This is a genomic window from Streptomyces sp. S.PNR 29 (assembly GCF_030386795.1).
In the GTDB taxonomy this organism is placed as follows: Bacteria; Actinomycetota; Actinomycetes; order Streptomycetales; family Streptomycetaceae; genus Streptomyces.
This window is the reverse complement of sequence record NZ_JANUQM010000016.1, coordinates 72465-93197: the sequence shown is the minus strand read 5'-3', so window position 1 is coordinate 93197 and position 20733 is coordinate 72465. Positions and strand designations below refer to the sequence as shown.

At 72.0% G+C, this 20733-nt stretch carries 4 protein-coding genes; all 4 read left to right on the top strand.

Going from position 1 to position 20733, the window contains the following annotated elements:
- The first annotated feature begins 23 nt into the window (after positions 1–23).
- The 4 genes from NW895_RS34450 (at position 24) to NW895_RS34435 (ending at position 20535) form a co-directional block, all read left to right on the top strand.
- On the top strand, positions 24–7709 hold the full coding sequence (locus tag NW895_RS34450) for an SDR family NAD(P)-dependent oxidoreductase (protein ID WP_289940719.1): 7686 nt from the start codon (positions 24–26) through the stop codon (positions 7707–7709).
- A 15-nt stretch (positions 7710–7724) separates the two neighbouring features.
- Positions 7725–18323 (top strand): non-ribosomal peptide synthetase, encoded by a 10599-nt coding sequence (locus tag NW895_RS34445; RefSeq protein WP_289940717.1) that lies wholly within the window; start codon positions 7725–7727, stop codon positions 18321–18323.
- 288 nt (positions 18324–18611) lie between these two features.
- A complete protein-coding gene (locus NW895_RS34440; RefSeq protein WP_289940715.1) occupies positions 18612–19352 on the top strand; it encodes an SDR family oxidoreductase in 741 nt (246 codons plus the stop codon).
- Positions 19353–19431: 79 nt separating this feature from the next.
- Positions 19432–20535, top strand: a complete 1104-nt coding sequence (locus tag NW895_RS34435) for an SIS domain-containing protein (RefSeq protein ID WP_289940714.1) — start codon at positions 19432–19434, stop codon at positions 20533–20535.
- The last annotated feature ends 198 nt before the right edge of the window (positions 20536–20733 follow it).

The window sequence follows — 20733 nt, the reverse complement described above, 5'->3', positions numbered from 1 at the left end:
CGGTGTCCTTGTCGCCGACGGTGATGTTCGAGCACGGGTCGATCGCGGAGCTTGCGGCGTGGCTGGAGGGCCAGGTCCCGGCGGACCGGCCTGTGGCGGCCTCCGATGTCGGGGGCGAGCCTGTGCGTGAGGTGGTGGCGGGGCCGGTGTCGGTGGGTGGGGATCTGGTGGGGGTGGTGCGGGATCTGGTGGCGGTGAGGTTGGGGGTGCCGTCGTCGGGTGTGGATGTTGCGGTGGGTTATTACGAGTTGGGGTTGGGGTCGGCGGATCTGTTGGCGTTGGTGGCCGAGTTGGAGGAGCGGCTGTCGGTGTCCTTGTCGCCGACGGTGATGTTCGAGCACGGGTCGATCGCGGAGCTTGCGGCGTGGCTGGAGGGCCAGGTCCCGGCGGACCGGCCTGCCACCGTCCTCGACGGTGGCGACAAAACCGCCGCCGAGCCGGACCGCGGCACCGCTCCCGCGGACCGACCGTCCGTCCTGCGCAGCGCCGTCGTGGACGAGGTCGCCGCACTGCTGGACGTATCGGCGCAGGACGTGGACCCGGACGCCGAACTGCGGGACTTCGGACTCGACTGGACCGGCCTCGCCCGCCTCGCCGACCGGCTCAACGCCCGCTTCGGGACCACGCTCACCTCCGCCGACTTCGTCGAGCACCGGACCGTGTCCGCCGTGTCCGCCCACCTCGCGCACACCGCAAGCGGCGCCGAGGCATCCACCCCCCTCCCGCCCCGGCAGCCCGGCACCCAGGACTCCGTCGCCGCGCCCGGACCGCGGGCGCCGCACCCGATGCTCCACGAGACGACCGAGTCCGACGCGACGGGCGTCACCTACCGGACCCGCCTGAACGGCAGCGAGCCGTACCTGCGCGACCACCAGGTGCGAGGCGTTCGCGTCCTGCCCGGAGTCGCCCACCTGGAGATGGCGCGCGCGGCCGTGACGAGGTTCCTCGGCCGGGAGAACAGCGACGCCGTACAGCTGACCGACGTCGTATGGCTGCGGCCCGCCGTCTGCGGCCCGGACGGGCTGGAACTGCGCGTGACCGTACGGACCACACCCGGCGGCTGCGAGTTCGTGATCCACTGTCCGGACACGGCAGACGGTGACGCGGTGTGCAGCCAGGGCCGCGCGAGTGTCAGCCCCGCCGGCCGGCCGGACCTGCCCCGTCTGGAGGACGTACGCGCCGCCTGCGCACAGCGCACGCTCAGCGCGGCGCACGTCTACGACGTGTATGCCGGCCTGGGCCTGGACTACGGCCCGGCGCAGCGCTCGCTCGCACACCTTGGCATCGGCGTCGACGACAGCGGACGCCCCCAGGTGCTGGCCGAGCTGAGCCTGCCGACGGTCGAACGGCTCGACGACCGGCTGCTGCACCCCGCCGTCCTCGACGGCGCCCTGCAGGCGACGATCGGCCTCTGGCTGGGAGCAGGGCCGGCGGACGGCCGTGGCGCCGGCCTGGCCCTGCCCTTCGCCCTGGAACGCCTCGATGTGGCCGCCGCCACGCCGACCCGGTCCTATGCCTGGATCAGGCACCGGCCCGACAGCGGAACGGACACCGCCGCGGCCCGGCTGGACGTCACGCTCTTCGACCAGCACGGCCGGGTCTGCGTGGACCTGTCCGGGCTGAGCACCCGCGTACTGCCGCAGGCCGCGCCCGGCGCGGAGCAGGCCCGGGAAACCGCCTCGACGCCCGAGCCGGACCTCCGCGGGGCGACCGAGGACAGGACCCTCGGCGAGCCCACGCACCGACCGGCGGCGGGCGCGCCCCTCGACATCGCGGTCGTGGGAGTCAGCGGCCGCTACCCGGAGGCAGCGGACCTGGACGCGTTCTGGGAGAACCTGCGCTCCGGCCGCGACTGCATCCGGGAGGTGCCCGCCGAGCGCTGGAACCACCGCCGCTACGCCGACGGCGGTGGCCCGGTGCCCGGCCGATGGGGCGGCTTCCTGGACGACATCGACCGGTTCGACCCGCTGTTCTTCAACATCTCGCTGCTGGAGGCCGAACACCTGGACCCGCAGGAGCGGCTGTTCCTCCAGTGCGCCCACCATGTGCTGGAGGACGCCGGATACACCGGCGACCGGCTGTCCCGCGCCGCGAAGGTGGGCGTGTTCGTCGGCGTGATGTACCAGGAGTACCAGCTCTACGGCGCGCAGGCGCAGGAACGCGGACGGCCGGTCGCCCTGTGGGGCAGCGCCGCCACGGTCGCCAACCGGGTCTCGTACTTCTACGACTTCCACGGGCCGAGCATGGCGGTCGACACCATGTGCTCCTCCTCGCTGACCGCGATCCACCTCGCCTGCGAGGCCATCAGAAGCGGCCAGTGCGGGGCGGCGATCGCCGGCGGCGTGAACCTCAGCCCGCACCCGAACAAGTACCTGATGCTGAGCCAGCGCCAGTTCCTGTCCACCGACGGCCGCTGCCGCAGCTTCGGCGCCGGCGGCGACGGCTACGTGCCCGGCGAGGGCGTCGGGGCGGTCCTGCTGAAACCGCTGGAGCGGGCCGTCGCCGACGGGGACCACATCTACGGCGTGATCAAGGGAACCGCCCTGAACCACGGCGGTCGCACCTCGGGCTACTCCGTGCCCACACCCGTGGCACAGGGCGAGGTCATCGCGGACGCGTTCGCCGCCGCCGGCGTCGACCCCCGTGCCGTCAGCTACCTGGAGGCACACGGCACCGGGACCTCCCTCGGCGACCCGATCGAGATCGCCGGACTCGACGGCGCCTTCCGCCGGGCGGGCGGCCGACCACGGCGCTGTGCGATCGGATCGGTCAAGTCGAACATCGGCCACGCCGAGAGCGCGGCGGGCATCGCCGGCGTCACCAAGGTGCTGCTGCAGATGCGGCACGCGGAGCTGGTGCCGAGCCTGCACTCCGGCACCCTCAACCCGCACATCGACTTCGCCCGCACACCGTTCCACGTCCAGCAGCGCCTGGAGTCCTGGGAACGGCCCACGCTGGAGACCGACGGGACGCACCGGGCGCTCCCCAGGATCGCCGGTGTCTCCAGCTTCGGCGGCGGCGGTTCGAACGCCCACGTGGTCATCGCCGAGTACGATCCGCCGGCGCCGCCCGCGGCGGTTTCCGCCGACGACCGGCCCTCACTGATCGTGCTGTCCGCGCGCACCGAGGCCCAGCTCGTCGAGTCGGCTCGACGGCTGCGCGACCGGCTGGGGGAGCTCGACGAGGGCGACCTGCCCCATGTCGCGTGGACACTGCAGACCGGCCGCATGGAGCTGGAGGAGCGCCTCGCGTTCGCCGCGCCCTCCCTGGCCGCCGCCCGGGCCGTGCTGGAGTCGTTCGTCACGGACCCGGGGCACGGCGGTGTATGGGTTCGGGACACCGTGCCGCCTCACCGGGAGACCGACGGCGAGGCGCTTCGGGCGGCGGTGACCGCCTGGTCCCGGCACGGACGGCACGACACACTGCTGGCCCTGTGGGCGGCGGGCGCGACGGTGGAGTGGGAGACCGTGCACCCCTCGGCCGCGTCGGCCCGCCGCATCAGCCTGCCCGGCTACCCCTTCGCACGTGAGCGGTGCTGGGTGGACCTGGACACCGCGGAACCCGACACCCCGCTCGCCCCCCTCGCCCCGCCGCAGCGGGCGGACACCCCGCGGACCGGCCAGGACACTTCCGGCGGCCTCGGCGGCGACCGGACGGTCCGACGGCCCGACGACACCCCCGACACCGACGAAGTGCTGCTCCTGCGCCCTGTCTGGGCCGGCGAGGACGAGGCCCCCCGGGAGGGAGCCGCGGACGCCACCGGGCCGGAGCGCTTCTCCGAGCAGCACGTGGTCCTGGTCGGCCGTGTCGCCGCCGGAGAGCGCGACGCGTTCCGGGCAGCCCTGCCCGCCCGCGCTGTGTGTCACTTCGTCGAGGTCGAGGACACCGCGCTGGACCGTCAGTACACCCAGCTGACGCGGCACGTCTTCACCCTCGTCCGCGAACTCCTCGAACGAGGCGTACGACGGCCGACGCTGTTCCAGGTCGCCCTGGTGGGCGGGCCGGAGACCGGCCTCGAACGGGAGCGCCTCGGCTGCTTCCGCGGGCTGGCCGGACTGCTGAAGTCGGCTCAGCTCGAACAGTCCCTCCTGCACACCCAGTACGTGGAATGCCTCGACGGCGCGTCCCCCGCCGCCGTCGCCGCCCGCCTGGCGGCCGAGAGCACCGGGATCCTGGAGCCGGAGGTGCGCCACCGGGACGGACAGCGGTACGTCGTGCGCCTGGCGGAGGCCGACCCGGCCGGGACGGCGCGCGCTCCCTGGAAGGAGGACGGCGTCTACCTGGTCACCGGGGGCGCCGGGGCACTCGGGCTGCTCGTGGCCAAGGACATCGCCGCGGCGGTCGGTCACGCCACGGTCGTACTCGCCGGGCGGTCACCGCTGGACGAGGAGCGGCGCGAGGCGCTGGGCGCACTGCGCGCGGCGGGCCTGACCGTGGACTACCGGCGCACCGACGTGTCCGACCGGGCCGCCGTCGGCCGGCTGCTGGAGCACATCGCCGACAACCACGGGCCGTTGACCGGCGTCCTGCACAGCGCCGGCGTCATCGACGACAAGTTCATCCTGCGCAAGAGCCCCGAAGAGCTCCAGACCGTTCTGGCACCGAAGGTCTCCGGGCTGGTCCACCTCGACGAGCTGACCGAACACCAGCCGCTGGACCTGTTCGTGTGCTTCTCGTCGATCGGCGGGGCCTTCGGGAACCCGGGACAGGCCGACTACGCCGCGGCCAACGCCTTCATGGACGGCTACGCCGCCTACCGCACCCGACTCGTCGAGGCCGGACTGCGCCACGGCAGGACGCTGTCCGTCGGCTGGCCGTTCTGGGACGAGGGCGGCATGGGGGCCGACGGGCCCGTGCGGGAACAACTGCGCGGCCTCGGGCTCGCGCCGCTGGACACCGCTCGTGGGCTGGCGACCCTGCGATGGGCGCTGACCACGGACGGCCCGGGCTCCGAAGCCGGCACGCTGCTGGTCGTCGCCGGCCGGCGACGTGAGCTGCTGTCCCGGTTCCCGGGCCATGACCTCACCCCTCCCGCCGCACACCCGGTCGACGCCCCGCCCGCCGCCGCACAAGCCGCCACGGTCCGCGCTCCCGAGGCGGCCGACGAGGTCCGCGGCCTGGAGGAGAGGGCCGTGAAACACCTGCGGCGCATGGTGGCGGCAGCCCTCAAGCTCGCCCCCGAGCGCGTCGATGCCGACACACCGCTGGAGCGGTACGGCATGGACTCCGTCATGGCGGTCAATCTGACCTCCCGGCTGGAGGAGACCTTCGGCCCGCTGTCCCGGACCCTGCTCTTCGAGGTGCAGACCGTCCGCCGGCTGGCGCAGGCCCTCGCCGAACAGCACACCCAGGCCCTGCGCACCCTGCTGGGCGAGCCGCGCACCCCCCGGCCGACCCGCGCCCACTCCGCCGAGGGCGACGCGGAACGCGCACCGGCGCCCCCGGCCCACCCCGCCGCCGGCCGGGCGGTCCGCCGCTCCGGCGGCGAGGAGATCGCGGTCATCGGGATCAGCGGCCGTTACCCGCACGCCGACGACCTGGACGCCTTCTGGGCCAATCTGCGGGCCGGCCGGGACAGCGTGACCGAGGTGCCGGCCGACCGCTGGGACCTGCCGGACCGTGCGGCGGAAACGGGCCGTGGCATGTGGGGAGCGTTCCTCGACGGCGTGGACCGGTTCGACCCACTGCACTTCGGCATCTCCCCCCGTGAGGCCGCGGCGATGGATCCGCAGCAGCGGCTGTTCCTGGAGACCGCCTGGCATCTGCTGGAGCAGAGCGGAGTGACACAGGACGTCATCGAGGAGCGGTACGGCCGCCGTGTCGGCGTGTACGTCGGAGCCGCGTACCTGATGTACCGGGCGGACGCCTCGGACCCCGTCCTCGCGGCGCTCACCTCCTCCGCGTCGTACAACCTGATCGCCAATCGCGTCTCGCACTTCTTCGGACTCCAGGGCCCCAGCCTGGCGGTGGACAGCATGTGCACGTCCTCCGCGATGGCCGTCCACCTCGCCTGCTCCGACCTGCTGCGCGGGGAGTGCGAACTGGCCCTCGCCGGCGGCGTCAACCTCACGCTGCACCCGGACAAGTTCGTGGCGCTGGACGAGATGCAGCTGCTCGGCAGCCACACCGGCAGCCGCAGCTTCCGCGACGGGGACGGCTATCTGCCCGCCGAGGCCGTGGGCGCCGTACTCCTCAAGCCGCTCGACGCGGCCCTGCGCGACGGGGACACGATCCACGCCGTCATCAAGAGCACCGCCTCGATGCACGCCGGCCGGTCCAACGGCTTCATGACGCCGAGCCATCGCACACAGGTGGACGTGATGCGGCGAGCCCTGGAACGGGCGGGCACCACACCGGACTCGATCGGCTACGTCGAGGCCGCGGCCAACGGAACGACGTTCGCCGACGAGGTCGAACTGCGCGCCCTGCGCGAGGTGTTCGCCGACTCGGCCGAACCGGTGCCGGTGGGCACCGTGAAGTCGAACCTGGGCCACCCCGAGGCCGCCTCCGGCATCGCCCAGCTCACCAAGGTCGTCCTGCAACTGCGGCACCAGGAGCTGGCACCCCTCGTCGACACCGGCGCGCCCAACCCCAACCTGGAGCTGGCGGACACTCCGCTCAGGCTGTGCGACCGCCTGACGCCCTGGGAACCGCGCGGCGATGCGGCCGAGGACGGCTCACCGGCCCCCCTGCGCGCGCTCGTCAACTCGGTCGCTGCGGGCGGCAGCCACGTCAGCCTGGTCGTCGAGGCACCACCGCGCCCCGAGGCACCGGGGGAGTCCGCACCGGACAGCGGGCCCCAGCTCGTCGTGCTGTCCGCCAGGAACCGCGACCGGCTGCGGACGGCGGTACAGGAGTTGCACGACCACCTGGTGCATGACGACACGGCGCGACTCGCCGACGTCGCCTACACCCTGCAACTGGGCCGGGAAGCGCTGCCCGAACGGCTCGCCGTGGTGGTCGCGTCCCCGGCGGAACTCCGGCAGGCACTCGCCCACGCCCTGGCGGACGGGACCGACGACGACGGCTTCCGGGCCATGGCGCTCTACCGGGGCAACGCGGACGAGGACGCAGGCCCCCTGGGCACGCTCCTGTCCGGCCACCGGGGCGCGGATTTCCTGACCGGCCTCATCGCGGACGGAGACCTGGAGCGGCTCGCCGAGCTCTGGGTGCGCGGCGCGCGCGTGCCGTGGCGGGCCCTCCACGACGGGCCACGCCGCCTGGTGCCGCTGCCGCTGACCGCGTTCGACCGCCGGAGCTACTGGGTCGGTCACCGGCCCGCGGCACCGGCCGCGGCAGGACCCGCGGGAACCGCGCCGGTGCCCCGTACGAACACCGCAGACGCACCCCAGGACGGGACGCTCACCGGCACCGAGCGCCTGATGCTGTCCGCCTGGGCGGAACTGCTCCAGCTGGAGGCCGATCAGCTGGGCGGCATCGATGTGAAGACCGACTTCTTCTCCCTCGGCGGCAACTCACTGCTCGCCACCCGCCTGACCAACCTGCTGAAGCAGCGCACCGGCGTGGACCTGCCCGTCGAAGCCGTGTTCAACGCACCGCGACTGGCCGACATGGCGGCCGAACTGGACCGGCGGACGCCGACGGCCGAAGCGGCCGGCGCGCTCGACGCGGACCTGATCCTGCGCAGCATCGACCTCGTCGCCGGTATGAGCGACGAGGAGCTGGACGCCCTGGACCTCGAGAACTAGGCAGGAAGAACGAGGATGAGCAGCACTCATCAGGACACCGGGCCGGCCCTGCTCCGGAAGATCCGCTCCCTGCCGGCCAAGAGGCAGCGCGCCCTGATCGCGCTGCTCCGGCAGCAGGGCGTCGACCTCTCCGCGCTGGATGCCGTCCCGAGGCTGCCCCGGTCCGCCGACACGCCGGTCCCGCTGTCCTTCACCCAGCAGCGGCTGTGGTTCCTGGCGCAGATGGACGGGCCCAGCTCGGCCTACAACATCCCCATGGCGATGCGGCTGAAGGGCCGCCTCGACCGCGCCGCCCTGATCCGCGCCCTGGAAGCGGTGGTGCAGCGGCACGAGGTGCTGCGCACCCGGTTCGTGGACCACGAGGGCGTCCCGTACCAGCACATCGGCGACGGCCGGGACTTCACGGTCCGCGAGGAGGAGCTCGCCGACCCGGCACAGCTGCCCCTGATCTGCGAACAGGAGGCGGCCACCCCCTTCGACCTGGAGCGGGACTGCCTGATCAGGGCGCGGCTGCTGCGGCAGGACGACCACGAGCACGTGCTGCTCGTGACGACCCACCACGGTGTGTCCGACGGCTGGTCGGTCGGCGTCTTCTTCCGTGATCTGGCCGCGCTCTACGAGGCGTTCTGCGCGCAGCTGCCCTCCCCGCTGGAGCCGCTGCCCGTCCAGTACGCCGACTACGCGCACTGGCAGCGCCAGTGGCTGGCCGGCGAGGTCCAGGCACGCCAGGTGGCGTACTGGAAGGAACAGCTCGCCGGGGTCGACCCGAGGCTGACGCTGCCCGCGGACCGGGAGCGGCCGGCGGTCAAGACGTACCGGGGCGCACGGGAGAGCTTGCGCTGTCCGGAAGAACTGCTGGACCGGCTGCGGGACATCGGCAGGCAGCACGGCGTGACCCTGTACATGACCCTCCTGGCCGCCTACATGGTCGTACTGCACCGCTACACCGGACGGACCGACGTCGCCGTCGGCACGGTGGTGGCCGGCCGCAACCGGCCCGAAGTGGAACCGCTCGTCGGCTACTTCGCCAACACCCTGGTCATGCGCACGGACCTGTCCGGCGACCCCGCGTTCACCGAGCTGCTGGCCAGGGTGAAGAAGACGGCACTGGGGGCCTACGAGCACCAGGACGTGCCCTTCGAGGCGGTGGTGGACGCCCTCGAGCCCGAGCGCAGCCTGAGCCACTCGCCCGTCTTCCAGACGATGTTGGTGCTCCAGCAGGCCCAGACCGAGCGAGAGGCCGCCCTGGGCGACCTCACGGTGTCCGAGGTCGGGATCAGCTCCGCCTTCACCAAGTTCGACGTCACCGTCGATCTGCGGGAGACGCCCGACGGCCTGCTCGGCAGCGTCGAGTACAACACCGACCTGTTCGACCGGGACACCATCCGGCGCTTCGCCGACCACTACACCGAGTTGCTCTCCGCCATCGCGTCCGACCCGGGCGTCCGTACCTCCCGGCTCGGCATGGCCGGCGAGCGGGAGCGGCGGCAGGTGGTCGAGGTATGGAACGACACCCGCCGCCCCTACACCGACGACCGGTGCCTGCACGAGCTGTTCGAGGAGGCGGTGGCACGCCATCCGGAGCGCACCGCCCTGGTGGACGGCGAGCGTTCCTGGAGCTATGCCGAGCTCAACGCCTGGGCCAACCGCATCGGTCACCGTCTGCGGGGCCACGGCATCGGGCCCGACCGGCTGGTCGGCCTGTGCCTGGAGCGTTCCGCGGAGATGGTGGCGGCCATCCTGGGCACGCTCAAGGCCGGCGGGGCGTACATGCCGATCGACCCCTCCTACCCGGCCGCCCGCATCGAGGAGCTGATGACCGGCTCCGGCGCCGGCGTCGTGCTCACCCAACCGCACCTGGAAACCGCGGCGTTCGGAAACGTTCCCGCGCTGGCCCTGCACCGCGACGGTCGCGTGGGCGACGGCACCGACGCGCGGACCGCGCCGCCGCGGGAGGACAATCTCCCGGCCGCCGACCTGGGCCTCGGCCCGGAGCACCTGGCGTACGTCATCCACACGTCCGGGTCCACCGGCCGCCCCAAGGGCGTCATGATCGAGCACCGGGCCGCGGTCAACCGCATCGAGTGGATGCAGAACGAGTACCGCCTCACCGAGGACGACGTCGTCCTGCAGAAGACGCCCTTCAGCTTCGACGTCTCCGTGTGGGAGTTCTTCTGGCCGCTGCTCTTCGGCGCCCGGCTGGCCGTCGCCGAACCGGGCGGCCACAAGGACCCGGGCTACCTCGTGGCGGCCATCCAGGAGTTCGGGGTGACGACCCTGCACTTCGTGCCGTCCATGCTCCGCTCGATCCTTCAGGAGCCCGGCTGGTCGCGGTGCACCTCCGTGCGCCAGGTGTTCTGCAGCGGCGAGGCCCTCCCGGCGGAGCTGTGCGCACGGCACTACCAGCTCCACTCGGCGCCCCTGCACAACCTCTACGGCCCGACCGAGGCCGCCGTGGACGTCAGCCACTGGACCTGCCCCGCCGACCGGGTGCCGAGCACCGTGCCCATCGGCCGCCCCATCCAGAACATCCAGCTCTACGTGCTGAACGACGCCCTGGAACCCCAGGGCATCGGATGCGTCGGCCACCTCCACATCGCGGGCACCGGACTGGCCCGCGGCTATCTCAACCAGCCGGAGCTCACCCGCGAGCGGTTCGTGCCCAACCCGTTCGGCGACGGCCCCGACGCCCGCATGTACCGCACCGGCGACCTGGCGCGCTGGCTGCCCGACGGCACCCTGGAATACCTCGGCCGGGCCGACGACCAGGTCAAGCTGCGCGGTTTCCGTATCGAACCGGGCGAGATCGAGCACCGCCTGAGCGGACACCCCGCGGTACAGGCCTGCGCGGTCGTCGTCCGTGAGGACCAGCCGGGCCATCCCCAGCTGGTGGCGTACGCGGTCCTGGCCGACGGCCACACCGGCACCGACCTGCGCGCCGAGCTCGTCGGCCACCTCGAGGCCGGCCTGCCCGAGTACATGGTGCCCAGCGCCTTCGTCATGCTGGACGCCCTGCCCGTCACCGCGCACGGAAAGCTGGACCGCAAGGCCCTGCCGGCGCCCGGCATCGAGGCCTTCGCCCAGCGCGCGTACGCAGCCCCCGACACCGGCACCGAGCGGCTCCTGGTGTCCGTGGTGGCCGAACTGCTGGGCTTCGCCGGAGAACGCCTCAGCGTCGAGGACAACTTCTTCGCCCTGGGCGGCCACTCGCTGATGATCACCGTGCTGGTGGCGCGGCTCAAGGAGCACGGGCTGGCGGTGAGCGTGCGGGACGTGTTCAGCGCCCCCACGCTCCGCAGCCTGGCCGCGCGGATCGACGATACGGAGGGCGGAGCGGACCACGGCGCTCCGCCGAACCTGATCCCGGAGGGCTGCACGCGCATCACCCCCGGCATGCTGCCGCTGATCGACCTGGACCAGGAGCAGATCGACGCGATCGTGGCCACCGTCCCCGGCGGCGCGCCCAACGTCCAGGACATCTACCCGCTGGTCTCGACGCAGCAGGGCATCCTCTTCCACCACCTGATGGACCCGGACCACGACCCGTACCTCGTCTCCACCCTGTACGTCGCCGAGGACGAAGCCGCCTGCACCGCGTTCGTCGACGCCCTGCAGGCGATCATCGACCGTCACGACGTCATGCGCACGGCCGTGCTGACCGCCGGGCTGCCCGAGGCCGTGCAGGTCGTGTGCCGCAGCGCACGCCTGCCGGTCACCCGCACCCGCCTCGACCCGGACGGGGACGCCGAGCAGCAGGCGCACGCCCTGCTGGACCGGCTCGGCCGCATGGAACTCGACCGGGCCCCGCTGCTGCGGCTGGTGGTGGCCGAGGATCCCGCCTCCGGCCGGCGCTATCTCGTGCTGAACGCCCACCACCTCATCGAGGACGCCACCTCGCTGCGGCTGCTCCTCGGCGAGCTGGGGATCCACCTGGCGGGCCGGACCGACCTGCTCGCACCCCCGGCGCCGTACCGCGACTTCGTCGCGCACACCCTGGCCCAGCAGTCCTCGGACGACACGGAGACCTACTTCCGCCAGGTCCTGGCGGACGTCACGGAACCGACGACGCCGTTCGGCCTCACCGACGTGCGCGGCGACGGCCGCCGGGTCCGCCGGCTGCGCCGCGCCCTGCCCGCGGACCTCACCCGCGATCTGCGGACGCAGGCCCAGCGTCTGCAACTGAGCCCGGCCTGCCTCTTCCACGCCGCCTGGGCGTGTGTCGTGGCCGCCTCCAGCGGACGTGACGACATCGTGTTCGGCGCCGTGCTGTCCGGGCGTCTGCAGGGCGTGCCGGGCGTGGAGCGCATGCTCGGCAACTTCATCAACACGCTTCCCCTGCGGACCCGGCTCGCCGACCGGACCGTGCGGGACCTGATCGCGGACGTCGACACCGGACTGCGGGAGCTGATCGCCCGGGAGCAGAGCCCGCTGAGCCTGGCGCAGCGGTGCAGCGGCCTGGACGGTGACGCACCCCTGTTCAGCGCGGTCGTCAACTTCCGTCACTTCGAGGCGGAGCACGGTGACGCGGCGGCACCGCGCATCGACGACCACGGGGTGCGTTTCCTGGCGGCCGTCGACGCGATCAACTACCCCGTGACGGTGTCGCTCGACGACTTCGGCACCGAGCTGTCGCTGGACATCCAGGTCGAGGAGACGGTCACCTGCGAGGCGGTGGCCGACTACGTCGAAACCGCGCTGTCGGGGATCGTCCGCGCACTCGCCGGGGACGACGGCACCGGCACCGCCGCGCTGGACATCGAGGTCCTTCCGGCCGAGGAGCGGCGGCGGCTGCTGACCGAGTGGAACGACACCGCCGTACCCGTGGCGCACGAGACGCTCGCCGCGGCGTTCGAGGCCCAGGTCGAGCGCACCCCGGACCGGACCGCGCTCGTCTTCGAGGGCCGCACCCTGTCCTACGCGGAGCTGAACGCCCGCGCCAACCGTCTCGCGCACTGGCTGATCGAGCGGGGCGCCGGTCCCGAGCGGCTGGTCGCGGTCCGGATGCCGCGCTCGTTCGAGTTGGTGACCGCGATCTACGCGGTGGTGAAGACCGGAGCGGCGTATCTGCCCCTCGACACCGACCTCCCGGACGAGCGCGTGGACCAGGTGCTCGCCGACAGCGAGCCCCTGCTCGTCCTGGAGGACCTGCCGGACACCGACTCCCACCCCGACACCGACCCCCGGGTGGCGGTGTCGAAGGACCATGCCGCGTACGTGATCTACACCTCGGGGTCGACGGGCAGGCCGAAGGGAGTGGTGATCTCCCACCGCGCCGGCCTGAACTGGACGGCGTGGAAGCAGGGCCGCTACGGCATGAGCGGCGACGACCGGATGCTGCTGAAGACCTCGGTGGGATTCGACGTGTCGGTGCCGGAGCTCTTCTGGCCGCTCCAGGTCGGCGCGGGCCTGGTGATCGCCCGCCCCGACGGCCACCGTGACCCGGAGTACCTCGCGCGGCTCATCCGCGACGAGCACGTCACCGACCTCCACTTCGTGCCGTCCATGCTCGCCGAGTTCCTGGCCGAACCGGCCGCGGCCCGGTGCACCGGCCTGCGGCGCGTGGAGGCGGCCGGCGAGGCGCTTCCGGTCGAGCTGGCCGAGCGGTTCGCGCGCCTGCTGCCGGACACCGAACTGCACAACCTGTACGGGCCCACCGAGGCCGGCCCCGTCACCGCATGGCTGTACCGCGCCGAACCCGGTGCCACGGGTGTGCCCATCGGCCCGCCCGTGTGGAACACCCGCGTGTACGTGCTGGACCAGGCGCTGCGGCCGGTGCCGCCGGGAGTGCCGGGAGAGCTGTACGCCGCCGGCGACGGCCTGGCCCGCGGCTATCTGAACCGGCCGGAGCTGACCGCCGAACGTTTCGTGGCCGACCCGTTCGACACCGAGGGGTGCATGTACCGCACCGGTGACCTCGTCAAGTGGCGTCCGGACGGCACGCTCGACTACCTCGGCCGCGTCGACGACCAGGTCAAGGTGCGGGGCTTCCGGGTCGAACCCGGAGAGGTCGCGAACGTGCTGCTCACCCATCCTTCGGTGCACCGCGCCGTGGTCGTCCCCCAGGGGGAGGGCGCCGCCCGCAGGCTGGCCGCCTATGTGAGCCCGGCGCCGCAGTGGCTGCACACCGCCGACCCGGAGGAGAACGCAGCCCATCTCGACCACTGGCGGCGGCACTTCGAGGACCGGTACGCAGCACCGGAGGACGTCACGGGCCCGGCGCCCACGACCGACGGACACGGCGAGCCCGTACCCGGATCCGGCGAGGAGGAGCTGGTCGAGGCCATGGTCCGGCACCTGGAGCGGCTGCGGCCGAAGCGGGTTCTGGAGATCGGCTGCGGCACGGGAACGCTGCTCTTCCGCTACGCCGGCGACTGCGCCTCGGTGCACGCGCTCGATCTGTCGTCCACGGCGCTCGACACCGTCCGCCGGGGGGTGGCACGCCGGGGCTGGTCGCACATCACCCTGACCCGGGGCGACGCCCTGACCGTGGCGGAGCTGCCCGCCGGGGAGTTCGACACGATCGTGCTGAACTCGGTGGTGCGGTACTTCCCGAACCGGCACTACCTGGACGAGCTCCTCGGCCTGCTGCTCCCGCTCCTTCAGGACGGCGGCCGCATCCTGGTCGGCGACGTGCGGAACCTGGACCTCTTCGACGCACAGCTGTACGCCGCCGAGCGCGCTCGCGCCGACCACGGCACCACGGCCGGGGCCCTGGCCGCCCAGGTGCAGCGCAGCCGCCGCCAGGAGACCGAACTGCTCGTCAGCCCCACCTACTTCGCGCAAGCGACGGAGCGTTTCCCCGAGGTGGGTTCCGTGGACCTCGTGGTCGAGCACGGCGCGGGAGACAGCGAGAGGCTCGCGTACCGCTACCACGTGATCCTGACCAAGGGCGCCACCGCACCCGCCGAGCCCCTGCCGTGGCGGGAGGCCGCCACCCCGGAACAGCTGCGCGCCCTCCTGGACGGCGGGGCCCCCGACCGGTTCGGGGTCAGCGGCCTGACCAACCCGCGTGTGGCGGACGACGTGCGCTTCAGCGAGGGGCTCGGCCTCCGGGCGGGCGCCCGTGAGGTGGAGCCGCACGCCCCCGGGGCCCGGCTGTCCGCGCGGGCCGCCGAGGAGGTCCGGGAGCTCGAAGCCGTCCTTCGGCATGCCGAGAAGCTGGGGTACCAGGTGGCGGCCACCTGGTCGCAGGACCGGCCCGACGGCCTCGACCTGGTACTGGGCAGGGGTGAGCTGCCCCCCGTGCGGGCGCGTGCGCCCTATCGCGCGCCGTCCGCGACGAACCACCCGCAGATCGGACACAGGGGACCGTCACTGGCCCGGTCGCTCAAGGACTACCTGTCCACCCGGCTGCCGCACTACATGGTCCCCAGCCTCTTCGTGGTCCTCGACGAACTCCCCGTCACCGCGAACGGCAAGGTGGACAAGCGGGCCCTGCCCGCCCCGGACGAGGACGACGTGACCAAGGAGACCTACGTCGCCCCGCGCACCGACGCCCAGCGCGTGCTGTGCCGGGTCGTCGCCGACGTCCTCGGCCTCAGCCGGGTAGGACTCCAGGACAACTTCTTCGACCTCGGCGGGCACTCGCTGCTCGCCACCCGGCTCACCCTCCGGGTGAAGCAGGAGACGGGCGCCGAACTGCCGCTCCAGCTGATCTTCAGCGGAGCCACGGTCGAGGAGATGTCCGCCGCCCTGGAGCAGCGGCCGGCGACCCTGGAGAGCGAGCCGCCGGCCCCGGTCGCCGCGGACGAGGAGAGCGGGGAGCAGGGAGCGGCACCCATCGCCCTGCAACAGCGTGACCTGTGGTTCCTCAACCGGCCCGACCACCTGGCAGCCGCGCACGACAACGTCCAGCTGGCATTCCGGATCAACGGCCCCCTGGACCGCGAGGCCTATGTGGGCGCCGTGCGGGCCCTGGTGGAGCGCCATGCGGTACTGCGCACCGGCTACGTCCGGCGCGACGGCACCGTGACCCAGCGGGTGAACCCCGCCGCCGGCTTCGCGGTGCCGGTGCTGGAGACCGACGACGAGGCCGTCACCGAGTGGCTGCGCGCCGAGCGGCTGCGGCCCTTCGCCCCGGACGACCGTTACATGCTCCGCGCCCACCTGCTCACCCTGTCGGACCAGGCGCACATCGCCGTACTCACCCGGCCCTGGGGCGTCTTCGACGGCTGGTCCGTGAACGTCGTGCTGTCCGAGCTGCTGGTGCTGTACCGCGCGCTGAGCCGGGGCACGGCACCCCGGCTGCCCGAACTGCCGCTGTCGTACGCCGACTTCGCCCGCTGGCAGGCGCGTACCACCGACGCCGCGGAGCTCTCCCGGCAGGAGCGCTACTGGCGGCGGCAACTGGACGGGCTGCCGGCCTGCCTGCCGCTGCGGACCGACTACGAGCGGTGCCCGGTGAAGACGTACCAGGGTTCCTCGGTGGACCTCCGCGTCCCCGCCGAACTGCTCGACCGCCTGCGCGGGCTGAGCAAGGAGCGCGGGGCCACGCTCTACATGACGCTGCTGTCGGCGTTCGCCGTCCTGCTGGGCGGCCACACCGAGGGCAGCGACCTCACCATCGGCTCCGCGGTGTCGAACCGGCCCCGCACCGAACTGGAGGGCGTGGTCGGCTACTTCGTCAACCTGGTGGCCCTGCGGCTCGACGTGCCCGCGGACCGTGCCTTCACCGACGTCCTGGCGCAGGCCAGGCGCGTCACCACCGAGGCCCACGAACACAAGGACCTGCCGTTCCCCGACCTGGCCCGGGCCCTTGTGCCCGATCCCGACCCCGGCTGCTCCCCGCTGTTCCAGGTGATGTTCAACCTGCTGCCCGCGCCCGCCCCCGCGGTGGGCGGCGACACGGCCGTCACGGACCTGGAGGTGCTGCCCCTCCGCGCGGCCACGACGACGACGAGGTTCGACCTCAACCTCGTGGTGGAGGAGACGGCCGCGGGGCTGCAGGGCTACCTGGAGTACAGCACCGACCTCTTCGCCAGGGGGACCGCCGAGCGGATGGCCCGCGCCTACGAGCGGCTGCTGGAGGAGGTCGCGGCGGCCCCGGAGGCGGATGCGGCCCGGCTGCGCGCCGCGGCGACCGTGACCACCGGCCCGGTTCAGCCGACACCGCCTGAACCCGGACCCGAACCCGCGGCGGTCTCCCCCCGTACGCCGGCCGCACCCGACCAGTCCGAGACGCAGGGCAGCGCGGCCCCGCGGAGGAAAGTGAACAGGAGAGACAGCACCATGGCTTCGACGACTCCGACGGTATCGACGCCGCCCACGATGGAGGGCCACCCGCTGTTCGGGTCGCTGATGGATCTGCAGCGGGACACCCTGGGGACGTACCGCCGCGCGCAGCGCGACCACGGTGACGTGGTCCGGTTCACCGTGGGCCCGCCCGGCATGCGGGCGGAGTTCTACGGCGTGTTCTCGGCGGAGGGCGCACAGCAGGTGCTGGCCTCCTCGGCACAGACCTTCAGCAAGGAGAACCGGTTCCTCGGTGAGCTGCGGCAGTCGTTCGGCAACGGGCTGCTGACCAGCATGGGCGACGAGTACCTGCGGCAGCGCCGGATGCTCCAGTCGCTCTTCACCCCGCGTCAGGTGGACAACTACGCCTCCGAGATCACCCAGGAGACCCGCAACCTCGTGGAGCGGTGGCGGACGGCGCCGGACGCCACGGTCGACGTCGCCCAGGAGATGACCGGGCACACGCTGCGGACGATCTCCCGCATCCTCTTCGGCCGGAAGAACGACGTGGACGCGATGGTCCCCATCGTGCAGCGCAACTTCCCGCGCATCAACGAATACGCGGTCAAGCGGGCCTTCGCCCCGGTGAACCTCTCCCGGAAGATCCCCACGCCGGGCAACCTCCGCGCGGCCAAGGCGCACCAGGAGCTCTACCAGGTGTGCGACGAGATCATCGCGGCCCGCCGGGCCGAGGAGTCCGCCGCCCCCAGCGACCGGCACGACATGCTCACCCTGCTGTCCCGGGCGCAGGACGACGAGGGCAACCCGATCAGCGCGCAGGAGACCCGGGACCAGGTCCTGGTCTTCCTCGTCACCGGCCACGAGTCGACCGCCACCACCGTCGGCCTGACCCTGCATCTGCTCGCCACCCACCCGGACGTCCTGGCCCGTGCGCACCAGGAGGTCGACAGCGTCCTGGGCGGCCGTGAGCCCGTCGCCGAGGACCTGGAGAGCCTCACCTACCTGACGCGGGTGCTCAAGGAGACGCTCCGCCTCTACCCGGCGGCGCCGGCCCTGGGCCGGATCTCCACCGAGGACGTGCAGGTCGGCCCGTACACCATTCCGGCCGGCGCCGATGTCGTGGTCAGCTCCGGCGTCATCCAGCGCCACCCCGACCTCTGGGAGGACCCCGACACGTTCGACCCGGACCGCTTCCTGCCGGAGCGGGAGGCGGAGCGCCCGCGCTACGCCTGGTTCCCGTTCGGCGGCGGCCCGCGAGCCTGCATCGGCCAGCACCTGGCGATGCTGAACGCCACTCTCACGCTCGCCGTGCTGCTCCAGCACTACTCGTTCACCGCGGTCGACACCGACATACCGCTGAACACCGGAATCACCCTGCGCCCCACCGGCCAGGTCCGCTGCAAGCTGACCGCGCGGACCTGACCACGACGGCACGGGGAACGAATCCCAGGGATATCGCCGGGAATTCGGCCGGGCTTTCCCGGGTGCGCCTTGCCGGATACAAGCGGCCGGGTTAACCTGACCAGGATTTCCGGAGTGACTGCCGAATTCCTGTCGACCGGGCTCGGCCGGTCCCGTTCTTTCCCGTGTCCGGTCGGTTCTGCCTTGCCTTTGGCCGCCTTGCTCGGCCGGGCGGTTGCGTTGCCATGACGAACACGGATGAATTTCGGCTGGTCGGCCGGTGGTCGACGCGTGAGGGGGATATTGACAGTGCACAAAGAATTCGCTCTGGTCACCGGGGGGACCAAGGGAATCGGGCTCGGGCTGAGCGGGCGCCTGGTGTCGTTGGGCTATCAGGTGGTGGCGCTCTACCGGGGCGACAAGGAATCGGCCGCGGCGGCGGAGCGCGCGTTCGGTGACGGCCTGCGCGCCGTGCAGGCGGACCTGGCGGACCCCGACGTCGTGACCGCCGTGGCCGACGAGTTGGCCACCACGTACGGGGCGCCGAAAGTCCTGGTCAACAACGCGGGTCGGAACATCGACCGCCCCTTCCTCGACATGTCGTTCGACGACTGGAACCGGGTGATCGAGGCCAACCTGTCCGCTCCGTTCTACCTCACCAGGGCGCTGGCGCCGGCGATGCTCGCCGCGGGCGGCGGCTCGGTGGTGAACGTGGCGGCGACCACGGGGATCCGCCCACGGCTGAACGGAATCAATTACTGTGCCAGCAAGGCGGGGCTGCTGCATTTCACCAAATGCCTTGCGCTGGAGCTCGCCCCCACCATCCGCGTGAACTCACTCATTCCCGGTATGATCGACACCGAGGAGATGCGGACACGGTTCCGGACCGACGAACCGTATTACCGCGAAAAGCTGCTCGAAGAGATTCCGCAGGGGCGCATCGGAGACGTCGACATGATGGCCGATGCGCTGGAATTCCTGATCAGTGAGAAAGCTTCGTACATCACCGGACAGAAATTGATTGTGGACGGTGGCCAGTTCATGTGGTGATGACGATGGCGTGACTGAGGCCGCCCCCTGCGGCAGGACCGGACGACCCACCTGATCTCGCGAGAAGAGGACTGTGCACGTGCGTTCACGTATGGACCGGTACGAGGCGTTCCTGACCGAGCAGTATCGGCACGGCTTCACGAAGTCCGACGAATACTCACTGGACGAGCTGTCCGAGAGCCTGCGGGCCCGGATCGCCGAAGGCCACTTCAAACGCGTGGTCTTCACCGGCATGGGGTGCTCGGCGATCGTCTCCGACGTCGTCCGCGCCTTCTTCATCTCGACGGGCACCGAGGTGGAGTTCCACGTCTTCAACGACTACGACTACGCGTATCTGCTGCCGTCCTCCGTGATCGACGACGAACAGACCCTGATCATCCTGAGCTCCTACAGCGGCCACTCCATGGAGCCCGCGCGGGCGTTCCGCGCGCTCGCGCACGCCCACCACCGGATGATCCTGCTCACCTCCGGCGGACGCCTGGCCGAACTGGGCCGCGAGGCCGGTGTCTCGATCATCCGCTGGGAGCTGAGCGAGCCGGACCGTGAGTACCCCCTGTTCCACGTGGGGCAGTACTTCGCCATCCTGCTGGAGGTCTTCTACCGGCTGGGCCTGGTCCGGCAGGACTTCGGGGACGAGGTCCGGGCACTCCCGGACCACCTCGCCCACGACTTCACGGACGCCCACCGGGAACTGGCCGACACCGCGGCCCTGCGCAGCCGGGAAGCCAACGTCATCATGATCGCTTCGCCGGCGTGGCACGAGAGCCTGCTCAAGCTGGCCAAGATGCATCTCAACGAGATCGCCATGGTCCCGGCCACCCGCAACTACTTCCACGAGTTCTGCCACAGCGAGGTGGCGACCCTGTCCGACCCGACGCGCAAGCACAGCGTGCTGGTCTTCGCCGACGACGAGGACGACGACTACACCAAGGGCAAGATGAAGAACCTGCTCGGCCTGCTCACGAGCGACCTCCCCCAGAACCGCAACATCGAGGTCACCCAGATCCCCCTCACCGGGCCGACGTTCATGCGGAAGTACTTCACCGCCCTGGAGTTCGTCCAGCACCTCACGCTCGCGCTCGGCCGCGCGCACGAGACCGAGTCGCGCAACCTGATATCCGAGGCCGCCGGGAACCCCTGGTACCACGGCGACACCATTCTCGCGGAGGCGGCCGCCCGCTAGGCGCCGTCGTTCGGATCAGGCCGTCCGTGAGGTGCGGTGCGTGCCAGACCCCGCGACGCCGGGATGATCCAAACGACAGGGCCTAGCCCGCCGGGGGCCGGAGCCGTGTGCGACGCGCGGCTCCGGCCGGTCCGGGCACCCGGTCCGCCGGCCCACGCTGTCCGGCGCACCCCGCCCCGGTGAAGGGTCACGGGGAGG

Coding starts and splice junctions, on each gene's coding strand:
- NW895_RS34450 (WP_289940719.1), top strand. CDS start 24: ATGTTCGAGCACGGGTCGATCGCGGAGCTTGCGGCGTGGCTGGAGGGC.
- NW895_RS34445 (WP_289940717.1), top strand. CDS start 7,725: ATGAGCAGCACTCATCAGGACACCGGGCCGGCCCTGCTCCGGAAGATC.